Below are 25528 nucleotides of genomic sequence, written 5' to 3' on the forward strand. Positions count from 1 at the left end.
TTAAGGTGGTGCTTGTTAGCCCGCAACCGCTGAGGTTTCCTCGGGTATGTAAATCGATTGGGTTTGCTGGGGAGATTAGAGGAGGTAGGGGAGGTTTTTCGTTTCCGAATAGAATCACGCGACCTGACTAAGCGGTTTAGGTTTTAAGTTACGAGGGCGTGCTGCTCAGCTGCGTCAGAGCGCGATCGTAAGCATCAAAGTCGCAGCCCGCAGTCTTGCTAAGCTGTGTGAGACTGCGACCAAAACGCCCTCCTAATACAAAATCACCCTCCCGGTTAGGGGTATAGGGGAGTTTTAATGGTGTTTTAGGCATATTGGGAGGGTGGAACTGTTCTGGGAGGGTGGTTTTGGCTAGAAAGGGCGCGCGACAGTCTCTTCTCCTGCTAAAACAGGGCAGCATTAGTGGCGTTAGTAGACAGAAAATGCGAGCTTTATTTCCTTGCTGACCAGGAGATACCTTGAAAAAGCAGAGATGTTTGCTGAGAGAAAATTGCTGTGAAACAATAGCCAACGATGGGTTTATCGCCAAGTTGGATATGAAACTGTTGCTATCAGTAGTTTGGTTTCCATATGGTCGCTAACTCCTTTGTTCTTATGAAAATGCGCAGCAAACAGGAATGCCGACAGGTAAAAATGTCAAGAAAAACTACCGGTAAGCGCCTTATGTGGCAGGGGATTATTGTCCTCGAAATAGTTGCAATTGCGCTTTGTCTTGTTTGGGGAGCGAAAACGCTTAATGCGTGGCTTGGCAGTCACGAGCGCGATAAAGCCACAAGTGGGCAGATAGAGCAGCAAAGCCGGGCGATTGCGGCTGCCCTCAGCCGAAAAGACCAGGCAGAGACAGCCAAATTGGTGGGCAGCGTTGAAACCGCGAATTCCCTGATCAAACAGACAGAGGGACAGCAAGTAACTTTGCCGAAAAGAGCGGTAAATAACGAAAGTGGAGCTCAATACCTGGTTACTTTCCAAACCAGTGGAGGACAGAGCATCTATCTGCGATTAAGGTGTACGAAAAACCTAAGCTGCACCGGAAGTATCCCCTAGAGGTCTGGCAAACCATACCTGTGGATAACTTTTAAAACAGGCGAAAGAGTAGGCAGATTTAGTAAAGTCATTATTTAGTAATCATCTGCTGATTAGTTCCCGGTCTGTGCGTCATTTTACTGCCGGTCACGGGAAACCTTGAGCTAGCGAAGAGGACGGGGTCGTGACTGGAGTGCGGGGAAGAAAAGGGAGAATGGGCAGTTCCTCGCGCTCTAGTCGGGGACAATCTGGCAGTTTCGTAAACAGTAGCGGCTTGCAACAAAACACCGGAGTTACTGGATATTCCGCCCTTCAGCGCCAGAAACAAAAAAATCTAAAAGTCCGGGGACGATTGCGAAAAGCTACAATCGCCACACTAGCTGCCCTGAGCATGGTAATTGTTTACCTGGCTTGGCAACACCCCGGTATTACCCGGGCGCAGGTGGATTTAAATGATGGCGGAATCTGGGTCACCAATCAATCTCAACACCTGGTGGGACATTTAAACTTTCCGGCGCGTGCCCTGGATGGAGCGGTACGTTCCAAAGCGGGACAGTTTGACGTTACTCAAGCGGGAGAAAACGTTCACTTTCAAAACAAAGCTGCCAGTGAGGCTACAAAAATTGACCCCAAGAAAGTACGGCTGGAAACTTCCACTTCCCTGGCTAAGGGGCAACAAATTGCCCAATCTGGCGCTAACCTGGCAATTTTAGATCCCGAATCCGGCCTGCTGTGGAGTGGAGAAGATATATTAACCCAAGAGCGTAACCGCGCCAACGCTACGGTGCGTTCCCTGCGAGGAGCGCAACTGGCAGGAGGAGAAAGCGGGGAATTCTTCCTAGCCTCACCGACCACGAAAGAACTGGTAACCGTCACTAAAGAGGGAAAACTCTTCAAAGATGAACGGATAAAAATCTCGCAGATGCCCCTGGGAGCCAAGTTGGAAGTGGCAGGGGTGGGAAGGCAGGCAGTCGCCCTCGACAGTCAGCAAGGAATTCTCTATCTACCCAGTGGGAAAAGGGTCAAACTTTCTGGTTCGCAGCTGCACCTACAAGAATCTGGTCCTCAAAAACCCTATGTGGTTATCGCCAACGAGGATAAACTAATAAAAGTTGATATCAACAGCGGTGACACCAGTGATATTCCCTCGGGTGCCAGTGGGGGAAATCCAGCTAGACCAGCGGTGAAATCAGAATGTATCTATGGAGCCTGGTCGGTAAGCGGCAAATTTGTGCGTGAATGCGCGGGAAAGGTTTATCGACCTACGCAAGATATTGCGAGGTTAAAAACTGCGCAAACCCCGGTGTTTCGCAAGAACCGCGACCTAGTGGTGCTCAATGACACTACCGATGGGGCAGTATGGTTAGCTGACAAAAACATGGAACTGGTAGATAACTGGGACGAAATCTCTACCATGTTAAAGAAGGAAGAACAGCGAGAAGATTCTCCCCAGCTGACCGAACAGATTGCGCAAAAAGATCGGCAAAAAGAAAACACTCCGCCGGTGGCTCGCGATGATGTGTTCGGGGCTAGACCAGGGAAAATAACCACGCTACCGGTACTGGAAAACGATTCTGATACCGATGGTGATTTACTAACTGCTGAAATAGTTGGAGGAGCCGGGGCTGCCCAGGTAAAGCCAGTACGCGGAGGGGCAGCTCTGCGGATTGAACTGCCAGCTAATGCCAGCGGAACTATAAACTTCACCTATCAGGCTAAAGACGGACGCGGTGGGGTAGATACCGCCAATGTAACCGTGAAGGTTACCCCGGAGCCTCAAAACAGTGCACCGACCCAGAAACGAGTACCAACCGTAGTAGTTGAATCAGGTAAACAAATCGAGTACAACGCCCTCCCGGTGTTCGGTGACCCTGACGGAGATTCCCTGTTTCTAACTGGTGCGTCCTCTTCCCAGGATAACCAAGTCGAATATCGGCAAGAAGGTACCTTGGTAATCCGCAATCAAGCCAAAGGGGTAGGGAAGAAAGAACTAAAAGTTCTGGTTTCTGATGGACGAGAAGAAATAACCGGAAGAATACTGGTAGATGTACGTGCATCCGGAAACGTTCCTCCGGAAGCAAACGGAGATATCGCGTTCGCTAGAGCCGGAACCACCATTACCATTCGTCCCTTGGCAAATGATACCGATGCCAATGGCGATCCCTTGACCCTGGCAGGGGTAAATATCGAACAAACCGGGCCGCAGATTACCCCCGATTTGGCGGGCGGAACTTTATCATTCCGCTCCGAACAAGAGGGAACCTACTACTTGACCTACACGGTCTCTGACGGGCCAGCCACCGCGACCGGAGTTATTCGAGTGGATGTGGCTAGCTCCGGTAAACGCGGAAAACCGGTGGTAGAAGATGATATTGCAGTGTTGCCAGTGGGGGGACAGGTGCTGTCAGATGTGCTGGCTAACGATTCCGATCCGGCTGGAGACGTTCTGGTTACCCAATCAGTGACCGTAGATGCGTCCTCGCCGCTGAGAGCAACTGTAATGGATCATTCGCTGCTAAATATCACTGCTCCGCGCGGACTGACCAAAGCAGAAACCCTAAAATATCAGGTATCAAATGGGCATGAAAGCGCCGAAGGGGTAGTTACGGTTATTCCGGTAAAAACCCAGTCACGTTCAGCACCTCCAACTGTAAAACCTGATCGGGCCAAGGGGAGAGTAGGAGATGTAGCTAGTGTAGATGTGCTGGCTAATGACCGTTCCCCGGTAGGTTTAACTCTAAAAGTCTCGCCGACAATCACCACTACCACCCCGCCAGACGCAGGAAAGTTCTTCGTTACTGGAAACCAGGTGCGTTTCCTAGCGAAAAAACCTGGTAAATACGAGGCTACCTATACGGCGATAGATACCAACCAGAACCAGGCAAGTGCGCGGGTAAGTGTAGAAATAAAACCGGCAAATACCTCGGATAATTCCGCTCCCGAACCTCGGGTACTTACCGGGAGGGTTATTTCCGGGCAAAGTACCCGGATACCGGTGGAACTGACCAGTATTGACCCTGATGGAGATTCAGTATCTTTGGTGGGAATTGCCGATGCCCCCAAGATGGGAGTAGTTGATATCGGCTCTAGCTGGCTTAATTATCAGCCAACTGCCGGAAAAATCGGAACTGATACTTTCAGCTATATTGTGGAAGACCGCTTCGGTAAACAGGGGATGGCGCGGGTGCAAGTAGGGATTGCCCCCGCATCCACTTTGAACCAGAAACCCCAGGCAAATGCGGATAAGGTACGGGTAAGACCAAATCGCGCCCTCGCGGTGGCGGTGACCGCTAACGATACCGACCCGGACGGTGACGGGATTAGCCTGATTGCCAAATCGCTGCAAAGCGCCGGGCAAACCGTTAATGCTAAAGCCCGGGAGAACTCGGTGGTACTCACCACCCCGAAGAAAGCTGACTCCTATGGGATTCAATACTCCATCACCGATGGGCGAGGCGGGCAAGATACCTCCATAGCAACTGTGCAAGTAGACCCCTATGCGCCCTTGCAAGCCCCTGAAGCTGCCGATGATTTGGTTAGCGCGAAAGAAGGCGGACGAAAAGTTGGTGACCCTATCGAGGTGGATGTTCTTGCCAATGATATTGACCCTGACGGAGATGGAGCTGCCTTAACGGTTACTTGCGAACAGGAGGGAGTAAGCGTTAAGGGACAAAAACTGGTGATTCCTGCCCCCGCTAAACGGCAATTGGTGTTGTATAAGGTTACTGACCAGGATGGACTCAGCGCCAATGCGGTGGTAAACGTGCCCGGGGTTTCCGAGCAAAAACCCTATATTGATCCCGATACCGTGCCCTTAAAAGCAGAATCTGGGCAGACATTAACCGTTGATTTAGCTTCCCATGTGATTACCCGGAAATCTCGTACTCCGCACGTTCACTCTGCGAAAGCCATCACCTTGGGTGCCGGGTTTGAGGGGGGAGTGAAAATGTCTGGAGATGATTCTTTCCAGGTAAAGATAAGTCCTGATTTCTTTGGTAAAACTACCCTGGTGATGCAGGTTAGTGACGGGCAAGCAAATGACTCTAGCGCACTTAGTGCCTCCCTGACGTTACCGATAAATGTGGCATCTACCAGCAACCATCCCCCAGTTTTTACCCCTACGCGCCTAGAAGTTGCCGCGGGTGAAGAAGCGATTACCGCAAATCTTGCGGATATGGTTAGTGATGAAGATGGAGATGACCCCGCAAAGATGAATTACCGACTCGGGGCTATTCCACCAGGGATTAAAGCCTCCTTAAAGGGACATATACTCTCGGTCGCGGCTGAAGTTGGTAAAGCTAAGGGGGATGCGGGCAGTATTGAAGTAACTGTAGAGGACGGCTCAGCTCCGACAACTGGGAAGATACCGGTAAGGGTGGTCAGCTCTACTAGAGCATTGATTCAACTTGCGGCGATTGATTTAGAGGGTGAATCTGGGAAAACCCTCAGTATTGATTTAAATCGTTACGCTACGAACCCGTATCCCGGACAGCCTTTGAAAACCGTTGGTTCACCCAGTGTAGTGCAAGGATTGGGGCAGATATCTGCAACGGGAACCAGTCTACAGGTAACCCCAGCTGCAACTTTCAAAGGAGACCTGGTGGTTTCCTACACCTTACAGGACGCGAGCGGGGATTCTGATCGTCAGGTTAGCGGTACAGCTACGATTAGGGTGGTTTCGGTACCTGATGCTCCCACGGCGGTAACTGCTACTGTTAGCGAATCAACCACGGTCAGTGTTAGCTGGACTCCTCCTGCCGCTAATGGCGCTCCCATAACTGGTTATACGGTTACCGATTCGGTTTCTGGGCGGAGCGTTAAATCTACTGGCACGATTACCGATTTCCCAGGTTTAGAGCCTGGAAAGTCGCATTCTTTCACCGTGGTTGCCACCAATCGAGTAGGGGACTCTAAGCCCTCGGAGGCGTCTGTAGCGGTTGAAGTGGAAATAACCCCCAGTGCTCCGACTAATCTTTCCGCTACCGCTACTGGTCCTAGAGCAGCAACTTTAAGTTGGGATTCTCCTGTCAGTAATGGAGGTTCTCCGATTGATCACTATATTGTTACGGTTTCGGGCGGCAGTCCGCAGCAAGTTAAAGATACTAAATTGACCGTTAAAGAGCTGGCTGGTGGTTCCCATACTTTCAGTGTGCAGGCGGTTAATACCAAGTCGGGGCCGGCGGCTACGAGTGAGTTTATAACCTTTGACGCTTTCAGCAAGGATACGGTAAAGGCTAAATTGGCGCGCGCAGGAGCGCGTGAAGCCTCGGTAGAAATGATCTATGCCGTCCCGGTCGGGGATAGCGGAGAATGTAAAGTAACTAAAGTGGCAGATATTAGCGTCACTGGCGGAATTTTCAGCTACCGTGATCCTCGGGCAAAAAATAACCTGAAAGTGGATTACAGCTGCGCCTTTACCCATAACAAACTGGTCACTGGTTCGGTTAGTGGTAATATGCCTGCTCAGAAAAATCCAGATATTGGTCAAATCAAAGAAAACAGCAAGAAAAGGTCTGAAACTGGCACGGAGATAGAAGTAACTGTAAATGGTCTAGACGTGTGGGACAGCAGCTATATTGAGCTAGAGGTTTCCGGGAAAGAATCGGCAGGAGCTACTCTTGCCTCCGACCAATACCAAACCCAGTTCAATGAGGGAAACGGTTGGACAATTACCCTTCAAAACTTAAAACCGGGAGAAACCTGGACTATCAGGGCTGAGTTGAAGCTAAAATCCGGGGGAACTTCCGTGGATTCGGAAAGGCTTGAGGTCTCGACCCTTAAACCAAAACCTACCCCTACCCCAAACCCCAGTACCTCGCCCTCGACATCTCCCAGTAATACACCGACTGCCGCCGTCTCCTACCTGCAAAATTGGTTGGATCTTACCCCTATGATTGTCGAATCTAAGCCAATATGGCCACACTTGACCCCGCTAATCGAACTCCCCGCAACTTTGACTAACGACACATTAACTAACCGACCCTATCTGCCCGCGCAAATAAATCTTTTCGTCGGCGGATATCATAAACCATTTACTAACCGTCTTGAAGTGCAGGAAAACCTGCCCCGATTATAGGAAGTGAAATCGCCATATGATTCTAAAACAGGCAGAAGCCGCAGAGTTTGCTACCCGCTTCGGGCAAATAGCCGAACACGTTGATTTGGCGATTCTAGGGAAAGGACACCAGGTTCGTCTGGTGCTCGCAGCTTTCCTAGCAGGCGGACATATCTTGCTAGAGGATGCGCCCGGAACTGGTAAAACTGCCCTAGCGCGCGCCCTCGCCGCTTCGGTGGCTGCTTCCCATAGCCGTATCCAATTCACCCCGGATATGCTCCCCACTGATATAACCGGGGTAACCGTATATGACCAGCAAACTAAGGAATGGGATTTCCATGCCGGACCGGTTTTTGCCAATATCGTCCTCGCGGACGAAATTAACCGTGCCAGCCCTAAAACCCAATCAGCCCTGCTAGAAGTAATGGAAGAACATCAAGTCAGTGTAGATGGAGTGATTCACCCAGTTGAGTCCCCATTCTTGGTAATTGCCACCCAAAACCCGGTAGAGCAAGCCGGAACCTATAAACTACCCGAGGCGCAGCTCGATCGCTTCCTAATCAAAGTTTCCCTAGGGTATCCCGATAAAGAAGCTACTATCAAAATACTCTCTGGAGCTAGCCAACCAGATTTATCCAAGAATCTAAAAGCAGTGGTTAAAGCGGAAGAAATCATTTCCCTGGGGCAAATGGGGCTGCGCAACTATGTAGATGAGCAGATTATCCGCTATGTTCAGCAACTTGCGGAAGCAACCCGCCTAGACGAAGCTGTCAATCTGGGGGTTTCTACCCGCGCAGCAATCGGGATGATGCGGCTGGCGAAAGTGTGGGCTGCCTCCCAAGGGCGTCACTATGTATTACCAGATGACATAAAAACCTTGGCTGTTCCAGTTTGGGCGCACCGAATAATTATGGATGCAGATGCTTTATTCGAGGGAGCAACCGCGCAAAGCGTAGTTGAACGTGCCCTAGGTGAGGTACCTCCACCGGTAGATTCTAAGGCCTAAAATAATGAAAGTTCCCCTGGACACTACTACCGCGCTAAAAAATGCGGTGAAAAGCGGAAATAAAGCCTGGAATAGGGTGCGCTCACGTAGCTACCTGGCTGCGGTGCGCAAAGTTCCGCTGACCGGTTTAGGGTGGCTAGTATTCCTGGGGGGAGTAGTAAGCCTACCTGCCTATCTGTTATGGGATTGGGCAGAGGCAGCGGCAATAATGTTTGGGGCTCTGGGAGCCCTAGGGTTGGCGATATTACAAACCTGGGGTGGAGCAGATTTGTCTTTACAGGTAAAAGTAGAGCAAGACCGCTTAAGAAAAGGACAAGAGCTAATAGGTAGGGTGATTGCGAAAAATGACGGTCGCCGTTCGCTACGTGCCCTAACTATCGAGTTGCCGCTGGGAGATGAAGAGGTCGATATCCCTCTGCCAACCCTGAGGGCGGGCAAGAGTTTTACCCGCAGCTTCCAGTTACAAACTAAACGGCGAGAAAAAATTCTGGTTGGCCCTGCTAGGACGGTACGGCAAGACGTTTTAGGGCTGATTCGGCGGGTTCGTACCTGGAGGCAGCACCATGAAGTGTACGTGTATCCCAACTTCACCTCGGCTTTAGGTACTTTGAGTGGATATACCCGAGATATGGAGGGGGTAGCCTCCTCAGTAATAACCAGTTCGGATGCGGTATTCCATGCGCTGCGCCCCTATGAAAGTGGGGATGACCGCCGCCATATTCACTGGAAAATGACCGCTCATACCGGTGAGCTAATGCTACGTCAATACCTAGAGACTAGACGCTCTCATCATTTAATTGTTTTAGATTTAAACCCGAAGGACTATCAGCAAGACGATTTTGAATTGGCGGTTGAAGCCGCAGCCTCACTGGCCGTCTCTTCGCTGTCAAATGGACAGCCCCTAACTCTTTATGCCGGTAAAACCGGGTTTAAGGTGGCTAGTTCCGGGGCGGCATTAGATTTTCTAACTGAAGTTCAGATGCGAGAAAATGAGCAAGAGTTTATCCAAGTGGTTCGTTGGGCACTCGCCCATGAAGCTCAATCTTCGGTATGTTCCCTGATTTGTGGACCTGGAATATCTATGCGCCGCCTACAACAAATCTGTTTACTTCCCCCAGTGGATATGGCAACTACCGGTATTCGTGCAGATGATGGCGCTGCCTTGACTAGAAGAGAAGCGAGCTCTCGCCGACTGCTAAACATCGGAGAGCTTTCTCAGCTGCCGCGCGCCCTAAACGGGGTGATGAGCCTGTGAAGAGAAGTGTTTTAGCTATCAGCTCTCTCGTGCTTTTTATCGTTCCCTGTTTTCTATTCTCGCTGTCTTTCCTGGGCTTTACCGGAACCATAGCGGCAAGCGGCGGGGTCATCCTGGGCTGCGGGGTTTGTGTGGTTAGTCGCCGTTGGCATTTAGGAATAATCTCCACTACCACCCTAATGTTAGGGGTGTTCTTGGCTTTTGGCCCCACTTTGGCTGCTACCGACCCACAAGGACGTAAGTTTTACCCCACATTATCCGGTTTGGAAGTGCTGGTCACCGCTACCGTTACGAGTTGGCGAGATTCCTTAACTGCCTCCCTGCCGCTAACTCCTGCGGGCGGAACGGCAGTACTCCCCTTTATGACCTGCCTCTTAACCGCATTTTTAGCGGGATTAGCCGCTATGTCACGCAGGCCTTGGCTAGCTCTGCTGCCTGCCACTACGGCGCTTGTAGTGGCAATTGCCTGGGGTGGGATTCTAGTACCTGGCGCGCCCTGGGCAGGGGGAGGCTACTTCCTCTTTGCGCTGCTATGGTGCGCCCTAGTGACCACTTCTGCCACCAAAGCGCGTTCTCGCCGGGTTCAGCTAGCGGGAGTTAGCAAGAAAAATACTATTACCCGCCCGCTAGTGATTATGGCCCTTACCCTATCGGTCTGCCTGGTAGCGGGGACTTTGGCTGGGGTAAGCGAACGCGGAAACCGCGAAGTGTTGCGCAGCCACGTCCTCCCGCCGGTAGACCTGGAAGATTTCATTTCCCCGCTAGCTTCCTTTAGACATCTTTCCCGTGACTGGAAAGACAAAACTATTGCCGAAGTGAAGAACTATCCGGCGGGAAGTCGAATGCGTTTTGCCACCATGAACGCTTATGACGGTACGGTTTTCAAAATTGATCCCAACTTAAACGCCCAATTTGTTCAGGTAGATTCAGTTTTAGATAAAGAGGTTACGCCTGGAGCAAACGCCCAGGTCAAATTGGTTAATTATGATCAACCCTGGGTTCCGCTGCTGGGGAATGCGAGTTCTATAACAGTTAGTGGGCAAAGCAAACCGGTTATCTATTATTCACAGTCGCTACGCTCTGCTTTCGCAGCTTCTAATGCTGCCGGTATGTCCTATCACCTCAGATTTTCGCGCGACCTTAACCCCAGTGATGCTCGGATTTCCGGTCTGGAATTTGACACTATTGCGCAAGGAAAGGACGAAGCGATCCCTACCGAAGTAATTGAGCTAAACAACCAGCTAACTGCGAGGGCGACCACGCCTTTACAAAAGGTGCGCAACGTGGAGTCTTACCTTTCGGGGCAAGGATTCTATTCTGACGGCTCCGATGGGCTGTCTAGACCAGGACACCGTGCCTCCCGTATGGCGCAGTTTTTTCAAGGGCAGCAACTAATCGGTGACGATGAACAATACGCGGTAGCAATGGCACTAATGGTGAGGTCTTTCGGGGCTCCGGCGCGGGTGGTGCTCGGAGCCTACCCGGCAGATAAAAAAGCCGGTGGAAACCTAGAACTCAAAGGGGATAACGTTCATGCCTGGGTGGAAGTGAAGTTTAAGGAGGTGGGGTGGATAACGTTCGACCCCACACCTCCTAGGGAGCGAGTTCCCCGCACCGACCAGCCGCAACCAAAATCAGTTCCCAAGCCGCAGGTGTTGCAGCCTCCGCCTCCGCCAGCCACCCCGCCGGTGTTGCCTCACGTGGAAAAACAGGCGCACGCCGATAACCCCTCTACTGGTATGCAGATATTAGAGGCGCTGGTACAAGTCGCAAAATATGGTTCCTGGCTGTTACTGCTGCTGTCCCCAATCCTGGCAGTTTTAATAGCTAAATGGTATCGCGCCCATCGGCGTCGAAAAGCTAAAGAACCTGCTAGACGGCTTAAAGGTGCGTGGGAAGAAATAATTGACCGCTTCCGCGATAGGGGAATTCGCCTCCCAGCGGGGACTACCCGACAAGAAGCCGCCTGGATAATAGACACCTATTTAGGGGCAATGAATAAAGAGAAACCGCAGTCGGGCGCGCGGGAGTTAGCGGGGATTGCTGACTTTTTGGATTATGGACCCGATCAGGCAGAAGGACTTGACCCAGATTGGGCATGGAAATTGGTTAAACAGCTAACCGTCAGCTGGAAAGCGGCAGCTGGAAAAGGGAAAGCACTGGTGGCGGCGATTCGCCCGTCCTCGCTCTATAACCGGTTTATACGTGGTCACCTGGGCAAGAAACTGGCAAACGCCCCCGCAATAGGACGAATGTTTACTCCCCGCAAAGAAATCTATCTACCTAGCCTCTCCCTAGGATTAACCCAGCAGGAATACCGGCAGCTACGTACGCCTCTTGCTCCCTCCACCGGTCAAACCGAGGTGGTTTCTGCTGGATCCAACACCGTATTTACGGAAGCCACCAGGCTTTCAAAAGTAGGGTTACCTGAGGTGGGGATAGATTTTAGTGATAGCACTAGCCTGGCTGTCTCGCCCAAGCTAACTGGGGGAGAGGGCGTAGAGGACGAGACTCACCTGGCAACAGTACAGACCTTTGAAATAGGAAATACCCTAGACTTTACCCGCGGGGTGCAGGAAGTTAGCAGCGGGGAGGAAACCATCTTCAAGAAAGGGGATAATCATGAACCAAACTCCCCCTAGTATTCCCGGATTTAGTATGCAGTCCCTGCTGGGCAGAGGGGGATTCGCTGATGTCTACCTGTATCGACAAAAGCGCCCCGAACGTAAAGTTGCTATCAAAGTGCTGCGGGAACTTGGAAGCCGAGAAGGCAGACAAGTTTTTGCAACCGAAGCTGACTCTTTGGCGCTAACCAGCGCTCATCCGGCAATCCTCTCCCTCTATCAAACCGGTAAACTTCCTGATGGACGCCCTTATCTGGTGTTGCAATACTGTCCGGTAGCAAATCTTTCGCAAAGGGTTCGCAGATACCCGCTGTCAGCGGAACAAGCCCTAGACACCACGATTCGCTTGGCAGGTGCTTTAGAAACGGTACATCGAGCCGGTTTGGTACATCGTGACATTAAACCGGCGAATGTACTAATTTCTGAATTCTCAACCCCGGTATTATCAGATTTTGGCTTAGCTCTGCCTTTAGGTAAACCGGTACTTCACCGCGATGTTTTAGGACTGTCAGTACCTTGGGCGCCGCCAGAACAACATGACGAGAACTCTTGTGCCGCTGCCGCTACCGATATTTATTCTCTAGCTGCAACTATGCATTCGCTTTTGACCGGTCGCAGTCCCTTTGAGATACCCGGAGAAGATAACTCTGCCAATGCGCTCACGCGGCGGATTTTGAGCCTTCCTCCTCGGCTAGATGCTCCGCAACTGGTTTCTCCGATTCGTGAAATATTGGCTTGGGCGCTGGAAAAAGACCCCGGGCAGCGACCTAAGAGCGCCGCCGATTTAGGTCAGGCGCTTCAAGATGCCCAGCATCGCCTAAATCTTCCACCTACCAGTATGGATATTGCTAGCGCTAATCCTACTTTGGCGCAGGTCAGTACCGATGCAGATGCTACCCGCTTGAAAGGTAGTGGATTCGGTTTTCAAGAAACGGCAGGGTCAGCTGGTTCGGGGCATCGAGACAGTCCTCTAATCGTGGGGAGCGGTTCTTCTTTGGCGCTGTCTCGTTCGCTAGTGGGTGCTCCTAAAACAAGTTGGCGCCGAATCGTCCTGGCAATAATTGCTGGCTTTGTACTGGTGACCGGGACCGGAGCCGGGGTGGCATACTATCTGAAATCCGGGACTACTTCAGTCAAAAATACCAACAGTTCAAGTGCCCCGTTGATTACCGCGTCGCCCGAGGACGGAATTGTTGAGGAAGTGCCTCCAGTGAGCGACCTAACGGCAAAGGCGAGAAATGATGGGCAAACAGTTTTGAGTTGGAAACCTGGGAAAGGCGACACTCCTGCCTCCTACCAGGTGCAAGAGAGCGTAGATGGAAAAAATACCGGTAACTATAATGTCTCGGAAGCAAAAATCGCGTTGAAAGCCAAGAATGGGAAATGGTGTGTAAAGGTATTCGCGGTTAGCTTAGATGGAAAAAGCTCACCTGGGGTAGACTGGTGTCAATAGGCAAGAGCAAAGCTGCCCCTTGGTTATGGAGGAAAAGATATGGATAACAACCCTTACCAGTACTACCCAAACCAGTCAGGTAACGCTAATGCCGGTTATGTTCCGCCCAGCGGTATCTATGGGATGCCCGAGGCGGCTCCTTCAGGGCAAATGCCAATGAATCCTAACCCCTATGGGCAGCAGTTTAGTTCCGGTTATGCAAATCCCTACGACCAGCAACCGGCTGCTCCGGAGTATCCCGGATATTCTCCGCAAGGAATGACCGGTTACCAGCAACCGGCGCTTGAATCGCAGCCCCCCTATCAACAGCCAGAATTTAATCCCCCGGCTTCCTATCAGCAACCAGCAGACTATGGGCAAGCTCAATATGGGGTTGAGCAGCAAAGCCGTCCTAGTTTTAACTACACGGTTACCTCGGGGCAAGGGCAGTCCATGATTTTAGATAATGCGATTGTGGTCGGTCGCCGTCCCGAGGTCGCAACCTCGTCCTATCCGCAGGCACAAGCTATGACGGTTCCCAGCCCGGCAAAACAGATTTCTCGTAGCCACTGTTTGCTTTATATTGATGGGGGTGGAAACCCCTCCCTGAAGGATTTAGAGTCGGTAAACGGTACCCGTTTGCGTCGCGGCGGGCAAACTCATGCGATTGATCCTGCCTGTCCGATAGTGCTGCAACCAGGCGATATTGTAGATGTTGGAGAGGGGCAATATCTGTCGATTGGGACTGCTCCCGCCGGATACTAAAATCCGAAATACTGCTCTATGCGCTAACTCCTGTTTATTCCGTTTAGGGAAGCTGCTAGTGCCTTGTTGGTCATTATCTTTCGATATGTTTCCCGTTGATGCTGCCCTCTGGTAGCGCCAATAGGTACAGTTGTGAACGCTGCTAGTACTGAGGTTTAGGGGAAATACTTGAACCCCAGGCGCTGCTAAGCCTAGGGTTCAAGAAAGCTGTGTACCCTCTTTAGAAACTAATCAATACCTAGGGATTTGCGTACCTTTGCGCGGGCATCTCCGCCATCAAGTGCCGTCAGTATTTCGTGGGCGGCATTTTCGCACTGTTCTTTGGTTACTTGCTCTAGCTGGGCACCCACCCCCGGAATGGCGGAAGCAGCCATAGATAGGGAAGTGACCCCCATACCGATTAGGACACAGGCTAAAATCGGGTCGGCCGCTGCCTCCCCGCATACTCCTACCGGTTTTCCAAGTCGCTGTCCCGCTTTAGCAACCCGGGAAATCAGGGTTAAAACTGCTGGTTGCCAGGGGTCAGTGTAGGTTGCGAGGTTAGCGTTCATTCTGTCGGCGGCCATCACGTATTGGGTGAGGTCGTTAGTGCCGATCGAGACGAAATCAACTTCCGCTAGGAACTGGTCAATCATAATTGCGACTGCCGGAACTTCTACCATAATTCCGGCAGTTAGATTCCGTTCTCTAATTAGTTTCGCTACCCATTTCGCCTCGGTAAGGGTGGAAACCATAGGAACCATTACCCAATTTTTCCCCGTGTGTTCTAGGGCAGCCTGGGAAATCGCGTCTAATTGGCGGGTGAAAAGCTCCTGGTCAATGCCGGTGGTTCTCAGGCCCCTTACCCCCAGTGCCGGATTGGGTTCTGCATCTAGAGTTGCCCAAGAAATTGGTTTGTCCGAACCGGCATCTAGGGTGCGAGTAACCACTTTTTTATCCGGGAAAGCTGAAAATACTTGCGAATAAATATCGGCTTGTTGGCTGGTGGTGGGCTCTTTAGCTGAATCGAGGAAACAGAGCTCGGTGCGGAAAAGTCCCACTCCCTGTGCATATCCCGCAGCGGCTTTCTTCGCGCCCTCTCCGTCCTGTACGTTAGCCAGTAATTCGACCGCTTCGCCACTGGCTAGACGGGCAGGGCCTGACCAGTTTCGGATAGCTTCCCGAGCGCGCAAATCGGCTTCAACTTTGGGTCTAGCCACCTGCGGGGTTATTCCGGTGGTGATGCTTCCTAAAGAGGCATCGATGAATACTGATTCGCCTTGCGGGATTTCATGTAGCTGTCGCGCTGCAACTATGCAGGGGATGCCTAGTTGGCGAGCAATGATAGAGGTATGGGAGGTCGGGCCGCCCTGTTCGGTTACTAAAGCTAAGATTTCTTCCGGGTTTAATCCGGCGGTGTCTGCGGGGGCTAAATCATCGGCAAATAGTACCGATGGCTCGCTTAGTCGGGGTAGTCCCGGTTCGGGTTCTCCTAAAAGCTCAGCGACAACCCGCTGACAAAGATCATTAAGGTCGGTGGTGCGTTCTGCCATTAACCCGCCGGCTTTCTCGAACATTCCACAAAACATTTCGGTGGTGGTGACTACGGCGACCGGGGCGGGAGTCCCTTTTTTAATCGCGCCGACTACCATTTTCTTGAATCCTGGGTCGCGAGAAAGCTCTGCCTGGGCGGCAAGTACATCCGAGGCGCTACCTACGGTTTCCTTGGAGCGTTCGCGTAATCGCGAGGAGACAGTTTCTGCGGCTTGGGTGTAGCGCTGAATCTCGTCTTCGCGTTTGTCTAGAGAAATGATTGTGGAATCTAGTTTGGGGATTTCAAAACGGCTAACCCAGGCGACTGGCCCATAGGCTAGACCATTTACTACCGGTGTTCCATAAATCGTGTTTTCTGTAGACATTTGTCCTCCTCGCTGAGGTCGGTTCAATTGAAATAAGTGTTTCATGATTGAGTTATTTTTTCAAGAAAGCTTGCAGGTAAACCATAATAAACCACAAAAAGAGGGGTAAAAACCCACAAAAACCTGAAATAAACTCACTAAAATCTCTTGTTTTTGCTTGGGGTCTTACCTAGAATGTTTATGTTGTTTCCGTTTTTGGAATATCTTTTTGGCGTTAAGGGGAGGGCGAAGATGCCGGTTCACAGCGGAGGGCGGCGCTTACAGATTGAACAAACGCTAGCGCAATTTGGGCAAGTGTCTATGCGGGACCTGGCTAATCGTTTTGAAGTATCGGACGAAACCATTCGCCGCGACCTCGATATTCTAGCTGAGCAAGGCAAAGCTAAACGGGTTTACGGGGGAGCGGTTACAACTCGCGAGATTGCCGAATCCCAATTGGCAGAACGAATGAAAATCAACAGCGAGCAAAAGCAGCAAATCGCTCAGCGCGCCCTCAGCTATATTCCCGAGGGCGCATTTACGGTTTTCATAGATGCCGGCTCTTCGACCGCCTATTTTGCTAAGCTCCTGCCAGATCGCGCAGATTTGCTGGTAGTAACCAACTCTGCGGCAATCGCGTCCGCAATAGGAGCGGCCACTCGTAACCTGAAAATACATTTGATTGGGGGGATGTTGCGTGAGTCCACCCTGGCAACTGTAGGGGCGCTGGCCGTGCAGTCCGTGCGCGCGATTCACCCCGATTTAACCATTCTCGGCACAAACGGAATGGATCCTCTGGATGGATATACTACTGCTGACCTCGAAGAAGCCGCGGTAAAACGGGCAATGGTGCAAAGCAGTAATCGCTGCCTGATGCTAGCGGACTCCGATAAATATGGATATACCGCTACTGTTCAATTCGCTAGTCCCGAGGAAATCGAAATCCTGATTTCCGATAAACGCCTAAAGGAAATCGCCGGTAAAGACTTGGAAAAACTAGCGAAGAAAGTGTTTTTGGCATGATTATTACCCTGAGTGCAAACTCTAGTTTGGATAAAACCTTAAACCTGGCGCAGACCCTAGTGCCGGGGAATGTTCATCGCATCACCTCGACCCACACTGACGTGGGAGGTAAAGGAATAAATGTGGCACGGGTAGCCCAAGAGGCTTTGGCTGCGGTTCGCTGTGTATTGCCCGCCTGCCCTCAAGACCCGATTCTAGGGCTTTTAGACCAGGTAAAACTGCCGTATGTGAGCACCGATATTTCCGAAGCGGTGCGTACTAACCTCACAATCATTGATGGCAGGGGGCAAACCACCAAAATAAATGAAGCGGGGCCAAGGCTTACCCCCGGGCAGCAAAAATCGCTGCTGGGGGCGCTTAAAGAACAGGCTAGAGATTTAGAGGACGGAGACTGGGTGGTGCTTTCCGGGTCTTTACCGCCCGGCTTGCCGGATGATTTTTACCTCACCTGTCTAAAGGAAATGGAAACTTGCCCCGGACGGTTCGCGCTCGATACCTCTGGGAGCCCTTTACGCGCCCTCGGGAAAGCCCTGGGAACCGTAAGGGTAGATTTGATGAAACCGAACTCTTTTGAACTTGCCGAGCTGCTGGGAGGCAACGGAGCTGAACTGGAAAACGCTGCCGCCAGCGGTGATTTATTGCCGGTGGCGCGAAAAGCTAAAGAGCTTAGTGAACGCGGGGTAGGGGCAGTGCTCGCAACCTTGGGTAAAGCTGGAGCCATCCTAATCACCGGCGAGGGCGCGTGGCATGGAAGTAGCCCCGATGTCCCGGTACGTTCAACAGTTGGAGCTGGCGATTCGGCTCTAGCAGGCTATATCTTGGCGCAAATGGCAGGGCGACCCCCCGAAGAATGCTTAGCTAGGGCTTTAGCCTACGGGGCTGCTGCCTGCACCAAAGAAGGAACGCAGCCACCTCGGCCAGAAGAAATTCATCCCGAACAAGTCGCGATAACCAAACTCAGCCTATAAACGCTTACCCCATTTAAGGAGAATCATGGAAGAGCAAAAGTTGATAATCCCGCAGCTAGTTAGCTTAGATGAACCGCTGGGGACAGATAAAGACCAGGTGATAACCGCGCTCGCCCGTAAAATCGCTGCCAGTGGGCGTGCTACAGAAACCGGTTTAATTAATGACCTGATGTCCAGGGAAGCTCAATCCGTCACCGGTATGCCCGGTGGAATCGCGATTCCTCACTGCCGCTCAAAGGCGGTAACAGTTGGCTCGCTTGCGTTTGCCCGGCTTAAAGAACCAGTGGATTTTGGGGCTAAGGACGGACCAGCAGATTTAGTTTTCATGATTGCCGCTGCTGAGGGGCAAGGACAAGCTCATTTGAAACTGCTGCAAAAACTAGCACGCAAACTGGTAGATAAGGATTTCTTAGCTGGTTTGCGCTCTGTCGAATCTGCGCAACAGGCAGCGCAAATCATTATGGAGGTAGTGTCTCCGCCCGCTGCCCCCGCCGCTGCGGCGGGCGCTGTCACCAAGGCGTCCCCAACTACTAAAGATGCGTCGGCTATGCCGGAATCAAAATCGCCTATTACTTCCAAAGCGGCAAGTGCGGAAAAAACGGACAAAAAAGATGAAAGAGACTCTCCTGACCAGGAAAAATATCTGGTAGCAGTTACTTCTTGCCCCACCGGGATTGCCCACACCTATATGGCGGCAGACTCCCTGATTAACAAAGGTAAAGAACTGGGAATTCCGGTATATGTAGAGGCGCAAGGATCGGGGCATATTGACCGCCTAGATTCCGCCCTAATTGCCGCAGCTGCCGGGGTGATTTTTGCCCATGACGTGAGTATACAGATGCCGGAGCGATTCGAGCATCTGCCGGTTGTTGATGTGGGAGTTAAAGCCGCAATCAACAATCCTGGCAAACTAATTAGCGAAGTAATGGCAAAAAAGAAAGACCCAAATGCTAGGTCAAAGCCTGTCGCGCAACCCGCAGAACCAGCGAAAACCTTGAACTGGGGACAGCGAATCCAAAAAGCGGTAATGGCAGGGGTGTCATATATGATTCCCTTCGTGGCGGCCGGAGGGTTACTGATTGCACTCGGTTTCCTAATTGGCGGTTATGACGTTGCGGGACTGGCCCAAGATATTTCTCTGAACTTCTCCCTGTGGAATTTACCCTCGAACGGGCCATTCGAGGGTAATATAATCACTTCCCGTGCCGGATTCCCGCTGTACATGGGAGCATTGCTTACCTACCTGGGGCAAACCGGAATGAGTTTCCTGGTGCCAGCCCTATCAGGTTACATAGCTTTCGGATTAGCGGGACGACCCGGAATTGCCCCTGGTTTTATCGGGGGAGCAATCTCGGTAGCGCTAGGAGCTGGATTTATCGGAGGGCTGGTGACTGGGATTATCGCCGGTCTTATCGCCAACTGGCTATCTACCCTAAAATGCCCGCGTTGGTTAGCCGGTTTAATGCCGGTAGCAATCGTACCTCTGGTAGCTTCCTTACTGATGGGACTGTTAATGCTATTACTGCTGGGACGCCCACTGGCGGCTTTAATGAGCGCGCTGCAAAAATGGTTGAACTCTATGGGGGGTTCTTCTGCGATTTTGCTGGGTATCGTTATCGGATTGATGATGTGCTTCGATTTGGGCGGTCCGGTAAACAAAGCAGCCTACCTGGTGGGTACGGCGGGATTATCCCAAGCCACTGGCGGTGCTTATGAATTTATGGCAGCAGTAATGCTAAGCGGCATGGTTCCACCGTTGGCGCTGGCGCTTTCGTCCACGCTGCGTCCTAAACTTTATTCCCCTGCGGAACAGCAAAATGGTAAAGCAGCTTGGCTATTAGGTTTATCTTTTATTTCTGAGGGCGCGATTCCTTTTGCTGCCGCCGACCCCTTGCGGGTAATCCCCTCAATGATGGCGGGAGGAGCGGTCACCGGCGCATTGTCAATGCTTTTAGGGGTGCAGTGCCGAGCTCCGCATGGCGGAATCTTCGTCCTTTTCGCCTACGACAACATTATTGGGGCGCTACTTGCACTGGTAATGGGAGTAATCGTGGCTGCTATCGGGGTAACTTTTGCAAAGATGATGCGCAAAAACCCCAGCAAAAAGTCAAGAGTTTAGTATAGTGAAAAAGGTTTGAAGAAAGGTAGAAACAAAATGGCTTCCAAAACTGTAAAAGTTGGATCTTCGGTAGGTTTACATGCACGCCCCGCGGCTATTGTTGCGGAAAAGGCTGGCGAATTTGATGAGGAAATCACTTTAGCCACTGCCGAAGAAGGCCCCATTGACGCATCATCGATGATGCTGATTATGACGCTCGGTGCCGAATGTGGTTGCGAGGTCACTGTAGAAAGCGAAAACGAACAGGCAGTAACAGTTATTGCGGAACTGATTGAAAAAGACCTAGATTCCGAGTAGCACCGATAACCGGTTTTTCTAGCAGGGTATTTTCACCCGGCGCTAGCTGACCTAGCGGGGGATTAAATACTTGGTGCGCCGCGCGATACCCTAGAGGAACATTATCCGTAATAGGCAAGGAGCACTTATGCATCCTAAAACCGCGTTCATTGTTGTCTCGCAATCGCAGACCCTGGCACGAGGGGTGTGTGAAGTGGTTTCCTCCCTAGCACCCGAGGTTTTGATTGAGCCGTGCGGATGTCACGATGAAGGCTTGGGCACTGCCACCGAGATTATTAGCGCGCAGGTTTCGGTGATAATGGAAAAGCTCAGCGAGCAAGACTCAATTGTGCTCATGGCTGATTTCGGTGCAGCTCGCCTGGCTTGTCAGCAGGTTATCACCGATTTAGGGATGCGGGTGCTGCGATTAGGGCGCGGTCCGATAGTGGAAGGAACCATGGCAGGGGCAGTAGCCGCCTCCCAAGGGGCTGGACTGGCGGAAATCTTACGGGCAATTAGTGCCGCTTCGCAGTTTTTCCCCGAAGAGGACGCAGCTGATATTTTGCCTCCACCACCGGCTCTAGATCCCTTAGCACCCCGTACGGTGCTTTATAGCGGTGAGCATCCTCTATCTGCTCGCCCCGCAGCGCGGCTAGCTAGAATAGCGACCGGTTTCGATGCCCAAGTAACCCTAAATGGGGTGCAAGCAGGCAGCGTCCTCGCCCTCATGGGGTTAAAAATAAACCCCGGAGACGAGGTGACTATTGTCGCTACCGGATCCCAGTCGCGCAACGCCCTAGACGCGGTTGAAGCAGAGCTAACTGGGCAAACTGCGTCCTCAGCTAAAGAATCTTCCCAGGCGGTGCAGCCAGGAGAGGTTCACTCTTTACCGGTTTCCCCGGATAGATAAAATCTGTTTAGAGTGGGGCGAAAATAAACTGAAAGGAACAAGAATGGGCGAAGAAAAGCTGGATCCCAATAAGGAATACACCCTGATTTTGGTGAAGCCGGACGGGTATCATCGCGGACTTACCGGCAAAATCCTAGCGCGAATCGAGCAAAAAGGATACGCCATTGCCGCGTTGCGGGTGCTGCAAGCCTCGACCGATGAGCTACATGGTCATTATGAAGAGCATCGCGACAAACACTTCTTTGAATCCATGGTTGATTTCATGCGAAGCGGAAAAATCGTTGCCGCTGTTATCGAGGGGACTCGGGTAGTCGAAGGGGTGCGTTCCCTGGTGGGTTCCACTAACCCCACCGAGGCAGCGCCGGGAACTATCCGCGGCGACTTCGGTCGTGACTATGACAGTGGACATATCCAAAATCTAGTTCACGCCGCAGATTCTGCCAGTTCTGCTGCCCGCGAGATCAAAATTTGGTTTCCGGAGCTCTCCTAAAGGAGCAGAAAATAAATGTATGTAAAGTCGCTGACGCTGCGCGGATTTAAATCCTTTGCCAGCGCCACCACTTTGCAGTTCACTCCGGGAATTATCTGCGTAGTAGGTCCCAACGGTTCCGGTAAATCCAATATTGTCGATGCCCTAGCCTGGGTGATGGGCGAGCAAGGTGCCAAGAACCTCCGGGGCGGGCAAATGTCAGACGTTATATTTGCTGGAACCACCTCCCGCAGCTCGCTCGGACGGGCAGAAGTTGCGCTCACCATTGATAATACCAATGGGGAATTGCCGATTGACTATAGCGAGGTTACGATTTCGCGTACCCTGTTTCGTCAGGGCGGCTCCGAATATGCCATTAACGGTACTCCCTGTCGGCTGCTAGATATCCAAGAGCTACTGTCTGATACCGGTATGGGACGCAATATGCACGTGATTATCGGGCAGGGCAAACTTGACCAGGTGCTCTCTGCTGATCCCTTAGCGCGGCGCGCCCTAATCGAAGAAGCCGCCGGGGTGCTAAAACATCAACGCCGAAAAGAACGGGCGCTGCGCAAACTTGATGGACTAGAAGAAAAACTCTCTCGACTGTCAGATTTAACTAAAGAAATTCAGCGCCAACTCGGTCCTTTAGCCCGGCAAGCCAAAACCGCACGCCGCGCCGCAGTGCTACAAGCCCAAGTGCGGGATGCGGGATGCCGGATTCTAGCTGATGACCTCCAACAGCTGCGCGTCAAACTGTCTCGCTACCAGGAAAGCGGAAAATCCCAAGAGACAAAACGCGAAGAATTACACACTAAACTAGCTGCCCAGCAAGAAAAACTGCAACAGTTAAATGCAGATGCTACCCAAAGCGATTTGGCGGGGCGAGCCGCTAATCTTTGGCAACAGCTGACCACCATCACCGAACGTTTGCGGGCTTTGGAGGCACTGGCGAATGAACGGGCTGCTTCCCTGGCGAAACCCGAACCCGAGCCTACCGGTCCTAGCGTTGAACAGCGACAAACCCATTTGGCGCGTCTACAAAGCGATTTAGTAGCTCATGATGAGGACGCTTTGGCGCATCGTAAACAACTAGATGCGGCCGAGGCAACGCGCGAAGAAACTACTCGTAAAGTCAAGGAACTAAATCGCCTTTACCAGCAACTACGTGAGGAAGTTCAACAGAAAACCAATAAGGCTGCCCGCTTGGAGCGAGATTTAGAGACCGCCAAGGCTCACCTGGAAGCAGCCCGCTCGCGAACGCAAAGGGCGCAAGACTCGGTAGCAGCGGCTACGGAAAAACTAGCTGCGGCGCGTGCCCAACAGACAGCTCACCGCGAAGAAACGGTGACCGAAAGCACCGATGCTGCCAGTAGATACCGAGAGTTGTCCCAGAAAGAAAACGAGGTACGTTCCCAACTAGAAAAAGCGCGTGACTGTCTGCGCGAAAGCGAAGCTAAAGTGGTGGCTGCCGGAGAAAGCGAAGCTAGCCTGGGACAGGTTTTGGCTACTTGTTCAAACCAAGCCCAAGAGGCTTTTGCTCAGGCAGCCCAGTCTCTAGGACAGTTAGCTTCCCTGATTAGTGTGCCTGATTGTTGGGAGCAAGCAGTCGCCGCGTTGCTAGGACAAGCTGGAGTCGCCCTCGCTATAGAAGATTCCCAGTTAGAAGCGGGTTTACAAGCGGTCAAAGGCGCGAAGGGACAAGTTAGCTGGGTGGTAAGTAGGGGAGAATCTGGTTCAGCTATTCCCGTATCTGAGACCAAGGAACAATCTAAGTCAGGTGAAATCGCTGCTACAGAGGTTATTTCAGCGCCTAAGCAGTTACATTCGGCGCTAAAACAATTGCTAGATTCGTGCTATTTAGCTACCGATTTAGGGGCAGCAAAAAGAATAATCGAGGAAATTCCCTCGGCGCGAGTAGGGCTGCCCGATGGCACTATTATCGGTAAATATGCCGGTTTTACCGGCAGTGGCAGCGTAAATCAGATTGAGGTTGAACGGCGATTGCGCCTAGCGCGCGAGGCACTCGCCAAGGCGGAAAAAGACAAAGAACACGCCGATAATCAGGTTAAACAGCTAAATAAGGAACTATCGCAAGCATCGTCGGATTGCGCACAAGCACTGAAAAGTCTGCGAGCTGCCGATGCCCAGGCAGCTGCCCAAGCCCAACAGCGGGCGCTACGGGAAGCCGCAGTCAGGGGAGCGGAAGAGGAAGAAAAACGTGCCCAAACAGAACTGGCACAGGCAAACACCAGTTTTGACGCTTGCAGCGAAAAAGTCCAGCAGGCTGAAAAAGCGCTAAACGATTTTGGAGCGCCTGAAGATTCAGCACCCCTACAAGACCTTGAACAGCAACTAGAGACCGCTCGGGCAGCCGATTTGGCTGCCCGAGAAAAAGCAGCACAGGCACATTTAAAGCTGTCCGCCACCACCCAACTTACCAATAGTTTACGCGAGCGTTTCCAAGGGGAAGTTAAAGCTTTGGAACGTTTTCAGCTGCGCCTGGCGGCTCGCAGCCAGCGCGAAATTGAGCGTGCCACTAAATCGAAGCGAATGAAACAAGCGTCTTATTGGTGTCAAGAGTTTGCTGGCCGGGCAGCGCAGGTAGCCCAGGTAGCTAAAAGCTGGCGAGATAGCGCCGATGCTGCCCGCCTAGCATCCTCTAATGCGGCTAATGAAGTCCGTAAAGAGATTGACGGCTTGAACAGGGAACTAGCAGAGCTAAATGATTTAAGCCGCCGCGATGAAGTGGCCGCAGCAGAATATCGGGTACGCTCCGAACAGCTAACTGAGCAAGCCCGAGAGCGTTATGCACTTTCCCCGGAAGAATTAATATCCTCATTTGGGCCGCAACAATTGGTACCTACCCCGGATTTGCTCGCTAGGAGAGCCGAAAATGAAGCTGAGGATACCCAGGTATCCTCAAACCAAGAACTTGACGCTAACGCTTTACCGGAAAATAGCTCGCAAGCCGGCGGTGATACTGAAGTTAGAACTGATTTTGCTAGCGAGCCGACTGTGGATGATAAAAGTCAATGGCGTCCCTATGACCGGGCCGAACAAAGCGCATTGCTAGATAAAGCCACTCGCGCTATCGCCCGGTTAGGAAAAGTGAATCCTCTGGCTTTGGAAGAACATCAGGCTCTGGAAAAACGCTTCGAGTTTTTAATGGGACAGCTTAGTGATTTACGTACCTCAAAAGCCGATTTATTAGTGGTGGTGCGCGAAGTAGATAACCAGGTAAAAGAGGCATTCACTCAGGCATTCACCGATATCTCTAACGAATTTACCGAGGTATTTTCCCGACTTTTCCCCGGGGGTACGGGTTCTCTTAAGCTCACCAATCCTGACGATATGTTAAGCACCGGGGTAGAAGTGAACGCCCGACCTGCCGGAAAAAATGTGCAGCGCCTGTCACTGCTTTCTGGTGGGGAACGTTCTTTAGCCGCCTTGGCGTTCCTGATTGCGATTTTCAAAGCCCGCCCCTCGCCCTTCTATATTTTGGACGAGGTCGAAGCGGCCTTAGATGATTTAAACCTGTCCAGAATGCTGGAGCTGTTTAAACAGCTACGTAAAGTAAGCCAAATGATTGTGATTACCCACCAAAAACGCACGATGGAAGTAGCTGATGCCCTATACGGGGTGACTATGCGCGAGGGCGTGTCTCGAGTAATCTCGCAGCGCCTTGAGCGGGCAGATAGCTAATATCACACTCAAATCAGGTAA

16 protein-coding genes are annotated in these 25528 nt (G+C 51.7%); 14 read left to right on the forward strand and 2 right to left on the reverse strand.

Annotated features, from left to right (window positions below):
- Positions 1-148: 148 nt before the first annotated feature.
- The gene (locus tag PG728_RS01925; protein ID WP_270625460.1) at positions 149-313 is read right to left on the reverse strand and encodes a hypothetical protein; all 165 of its coding nucleotides are present in this window, start codon (positions 311-313) and stop codon (positions 149-151) included.
- Positions 314-633: 320 nt separating this feature from the next.
- Between PG728_RS01925 and PG728_RS01930 the strand changes: the two genes are divergently transcribed.
- From PG728_RS01930 to PG728_RS01960, 7 genes are all read left to right on the forward strand, one after another.
- A complete protein-coding gene (locus PG728_RS01930; protein WP_270625461.1) occupies positions 634-1044 on the forward strand; it encodes a hypothetical protein in 411 nt (136 codons plus the stop codon).
- Between the two features lie 193 nt (positions 1045-1237).
- Positions 1238-7099, forward strand: coding sequence for an Ig-like domain-containing protein (locus PG728_RS01935; RefSeq protein ID WP_270625462.1), 5862 nt, complete (start codon positions 1238-1240; stop codon positions 7097-7099).
- 16 nt (positions 7100-7115) lie between these two features.
- Entirely contained in the window at positions 7116-8084 is a 969-nt protein-coding gene (locus PG728_RS01940) for an AAA family ATPase (RefSeq protein WP_270625464.1), read from the forward strand.
- Positions 8085-8088: 4 nt separating this feature from the next.
- Positions 8089-9339, forward strand: a complete 1251-nt coding sequence (locus PG728_RS01945) for a DUF58 domain-containing protein (protein ID WP_270625466.1) — start codon at positions 8089-8091, stop codon at positions 9337-9339.
- On the forward strand, positions 9336-11981 hold the full coding sequence (locus PG728_RS01950; RefSeq protein ID WP_270625468.1) for a transglutaminase-like domain-containing protein: 2646 nt from the start codon (positions 9336-9338) through the stop codon (positions 11979-11981). Before PG728_RS01945 ends, PG728_RS01950 begins: the two co-directional genes overlap by 4 nt.
- Positions 11962-13416 carry a serine/threonine-protein kinase gene (locus tag PG728_RS01955; protein ID WP_270625469.1) on the forward strand — a complete coding sequence of 485 codons (1455 nt, stop codon included), beginning with the start codon at positions 11962-11964 and terminating at the stop codon, positions 13414-13416. The genes PG728_RS01950 and PG728_RS01955 overlap by 20 nt, the downstream gene beginning before the upstream one ends.
- 39 nt (positions 13417-13455) lie before the next feature.
- Positions 13456-14160, forward strand: coding sequence for an FHA domain-containing protein (locus PG728_RS01960; protein WP_072509321.1), 705 nt, complete (start codon positions 13456-13458; stop codon positions 14158-14160).
- Between the two features lie 227 nt (positions 14161-14387).
- Here the strand turns inward: PG728_RS01960 and ptsP are convergent, their stop codons facing one another.
- Complete coding sequence (gene ptsP / locus PG728_RS01965) at positions 14388-16058, reverse strand: phosphoenolpyruvate--protein phosphotransferase (RefSeq protein WP_270625472.1); 1671 nt, start codon at positions 16056-16058, stop codon at positions 14388-14390.
- A gap of 231 nt (positions 16059-16289) precedes the next feature.
- Between ptsP and PG728_RS01970 the strand changes: the two genes are divergently transcribed.
- The 7 genes from PG728_RS01970 (at position 16290) to smc (ending at position 25507) form a co-directional block, all read left to right on the forward strand.
- Entirely contained in the window at positions 16290-17060 is a 771-nt protein-coding gene (locus PG728_RS01970) for a DeoR/GlpR family DNA-binding transcription regulator (RefSeq protein WP_270625473.1), read from the forward strand.
- Positions 17057-18028 (forward strand): 1-phosphofructokinase family hexose kinase, encoded by a 972-nt coding sequence (locus tag PG728_RS01975; protein ID WP_270625474.1) that lies wholly within the window; start codon positions 17057-17059, stop codon positions 18026-18028. Before PG728_RS01970 ends, PG728_RS01975 begins: the two co-directional genes overlap by 4 nt.
- Before the next feature lie 25 nt (positions 18029-18053).
- Positions 18054-20147, forward strand: coding sequence for a PTS fructose transporter subunit IIABC (locus PG728_RS01980; protein ID WP_270625476.1), 2094 nt, complete (start codon positions 18054-18056; stop codon positions 20145-20147).
- 36 nt (positions 20148-20183) lie between these two features.
- Complete coding sequence (locus PG728_RS01985) at positions 20184-20444, forward strand: HPr family phosphocarrier protein (protein WP_270625479.1); 261 nt, start codon at positions 20184-20186, stop codon at positions 20442-20444.
- Positions 20445-20571: 127 nt separating this feature from the next.
- Complete coding sequence (locus PG728_RS01990; protein ID WP_270625480.1) at positions 20572-21333, forward strand: HPr family phosphocarrier protein; 762 nt, start codon at positions 20572-20574, stop codon at positions 21331-21333.
- 43 nt (positions 21334-21376) lie between these two features.
- Complete coding sequence (gene ndk, locus PG728_RS01995) at positions 21377-21823, forward strand: nucleoside-diphosphate kinase (protein ID WP_072509327.1); 447 nt, start codon at positions 21377-21379, stop codon at positions 21821-21823.
- Positions 21824-21838: 15 nt separating this feature from the next.
- Positions 21839-25507, forward strand: a complete 3669-nt coding sequence (gene smc, locus PG728_RS02000) for a chromosome segregation protein SMC (RefSeq protein ID WP_270625481.1) — start codon at positions 21839-21841, stop codon at positions 25505-25507.
- Positions 25508-25528: the final 21 nt, after the last annotated feature.

This window comes from Varibaculum timonense (assembly GCF_027694345.1).
Classification (GTDB): domain Bacteria; phylum Actinomycetota; class Actinomycetes; order Actinomycetales; family Actinomycetaceae; genus Varibaculum; species Varibaculum timonense_A.

Coding starts and splice junctions, on each gene's coding strand:
- PG728_RS01925 (WP_270625460.1), bottom strand. CDS start 313: ATGCCTAAAACACCATTAAAACTCCCCTATACCCCTAACCGGGAGGGT.
- PG728_RS01945 (WP_270625466.1), top strand. CDS start 8,089: ATGAAAGTTCCCCTGGACACTACTACCGCGCTAAAAAATGCGGTGAAA.
- ndk (WP_072509327.1), top strand. CDS start 21,377: ATGGGCGAAGAAAAGCTGGATCCCAATAAGGAATACACCCTGATTTTG.
- PG728_RS01980 (WP_270625476.1), top strand. CDS start 18,054: ATGGAAGAGCAAAAGTTGATAATCCCGCAGCTAGTTAGCTTAGATGAA.
- PG728_RS01990 (WP_270625480.1), top strand. CDS start 20,572: ATGCATCCTAAAACCGCGTTCATTGTTGTCTCGCAATCGCAGACCCTG.
- PG728_RS01955 (WP_270625469.1), top strand. CDS start 11,962: ATGAACCAAACTCCCCCTAGTATTCCCGGATTTAGTATGCAGTCCCTG.
- PG728_RS01970 (WP_270625473.1), top strand. CDS start 16,290: ATGCCGGTTCACAGCGGAGGGCGGCGCTTACAGATTGAACAAACGCTA.
- PG728_RS01985 (WP_270625479.1), top strand. CDS start 20,184: ATGGCTTCCAAAACTGTAAAAGTTGGATCTTCGGTAGGTTTACATGCA.
- PG728_RS01935 (WP_270625462.1), top strand. CDS start 1,238: ATGGGCAGTTCCTCGCGCTCTAGTCGGGGACAATCTGGCAGTTTCGTA.
- PG728_RS01930 (WP_270625461.1), top strand. CDS start 634: ATGTCAAGAAAAACTACCGGTAAGCGCCTTATGTGGCAGGGGATTATT.
- PG728_RS01960 (WP_072509321.1), top strand. CDS start 13,456: ATGGATAACAACCCTTACCAGTACTACCCAAACCAGTCAGGTAACGCT.
- ptsP (WP_270625472.1), bottom strand. CDS start 16,058: ATGTCTACAGAAAACACGATTTATGGAACACCGGTAGTAAATGGTCTA.
- PG728_RS01975 (WP_270625474.1), top strand. CDS start 17,057: ATGATTATTACCCTGAGTGCAAACTCTAGTTTGGATAAAACCTTAAAC.
- smc (WP_270625481.1), top strand. CDS start 21,839: ATGTATGTAAAGTCGCTGACGCTGCGCGGATTTAAATCCTTTGCCAGC.
- PG728_RS01940 (WP_270625464.1), top strand. CDS start 7,116: ATGATTCTAAAACAGGCAGAAGCCGCAGAGTTTGCTACCCGCTTCGGG.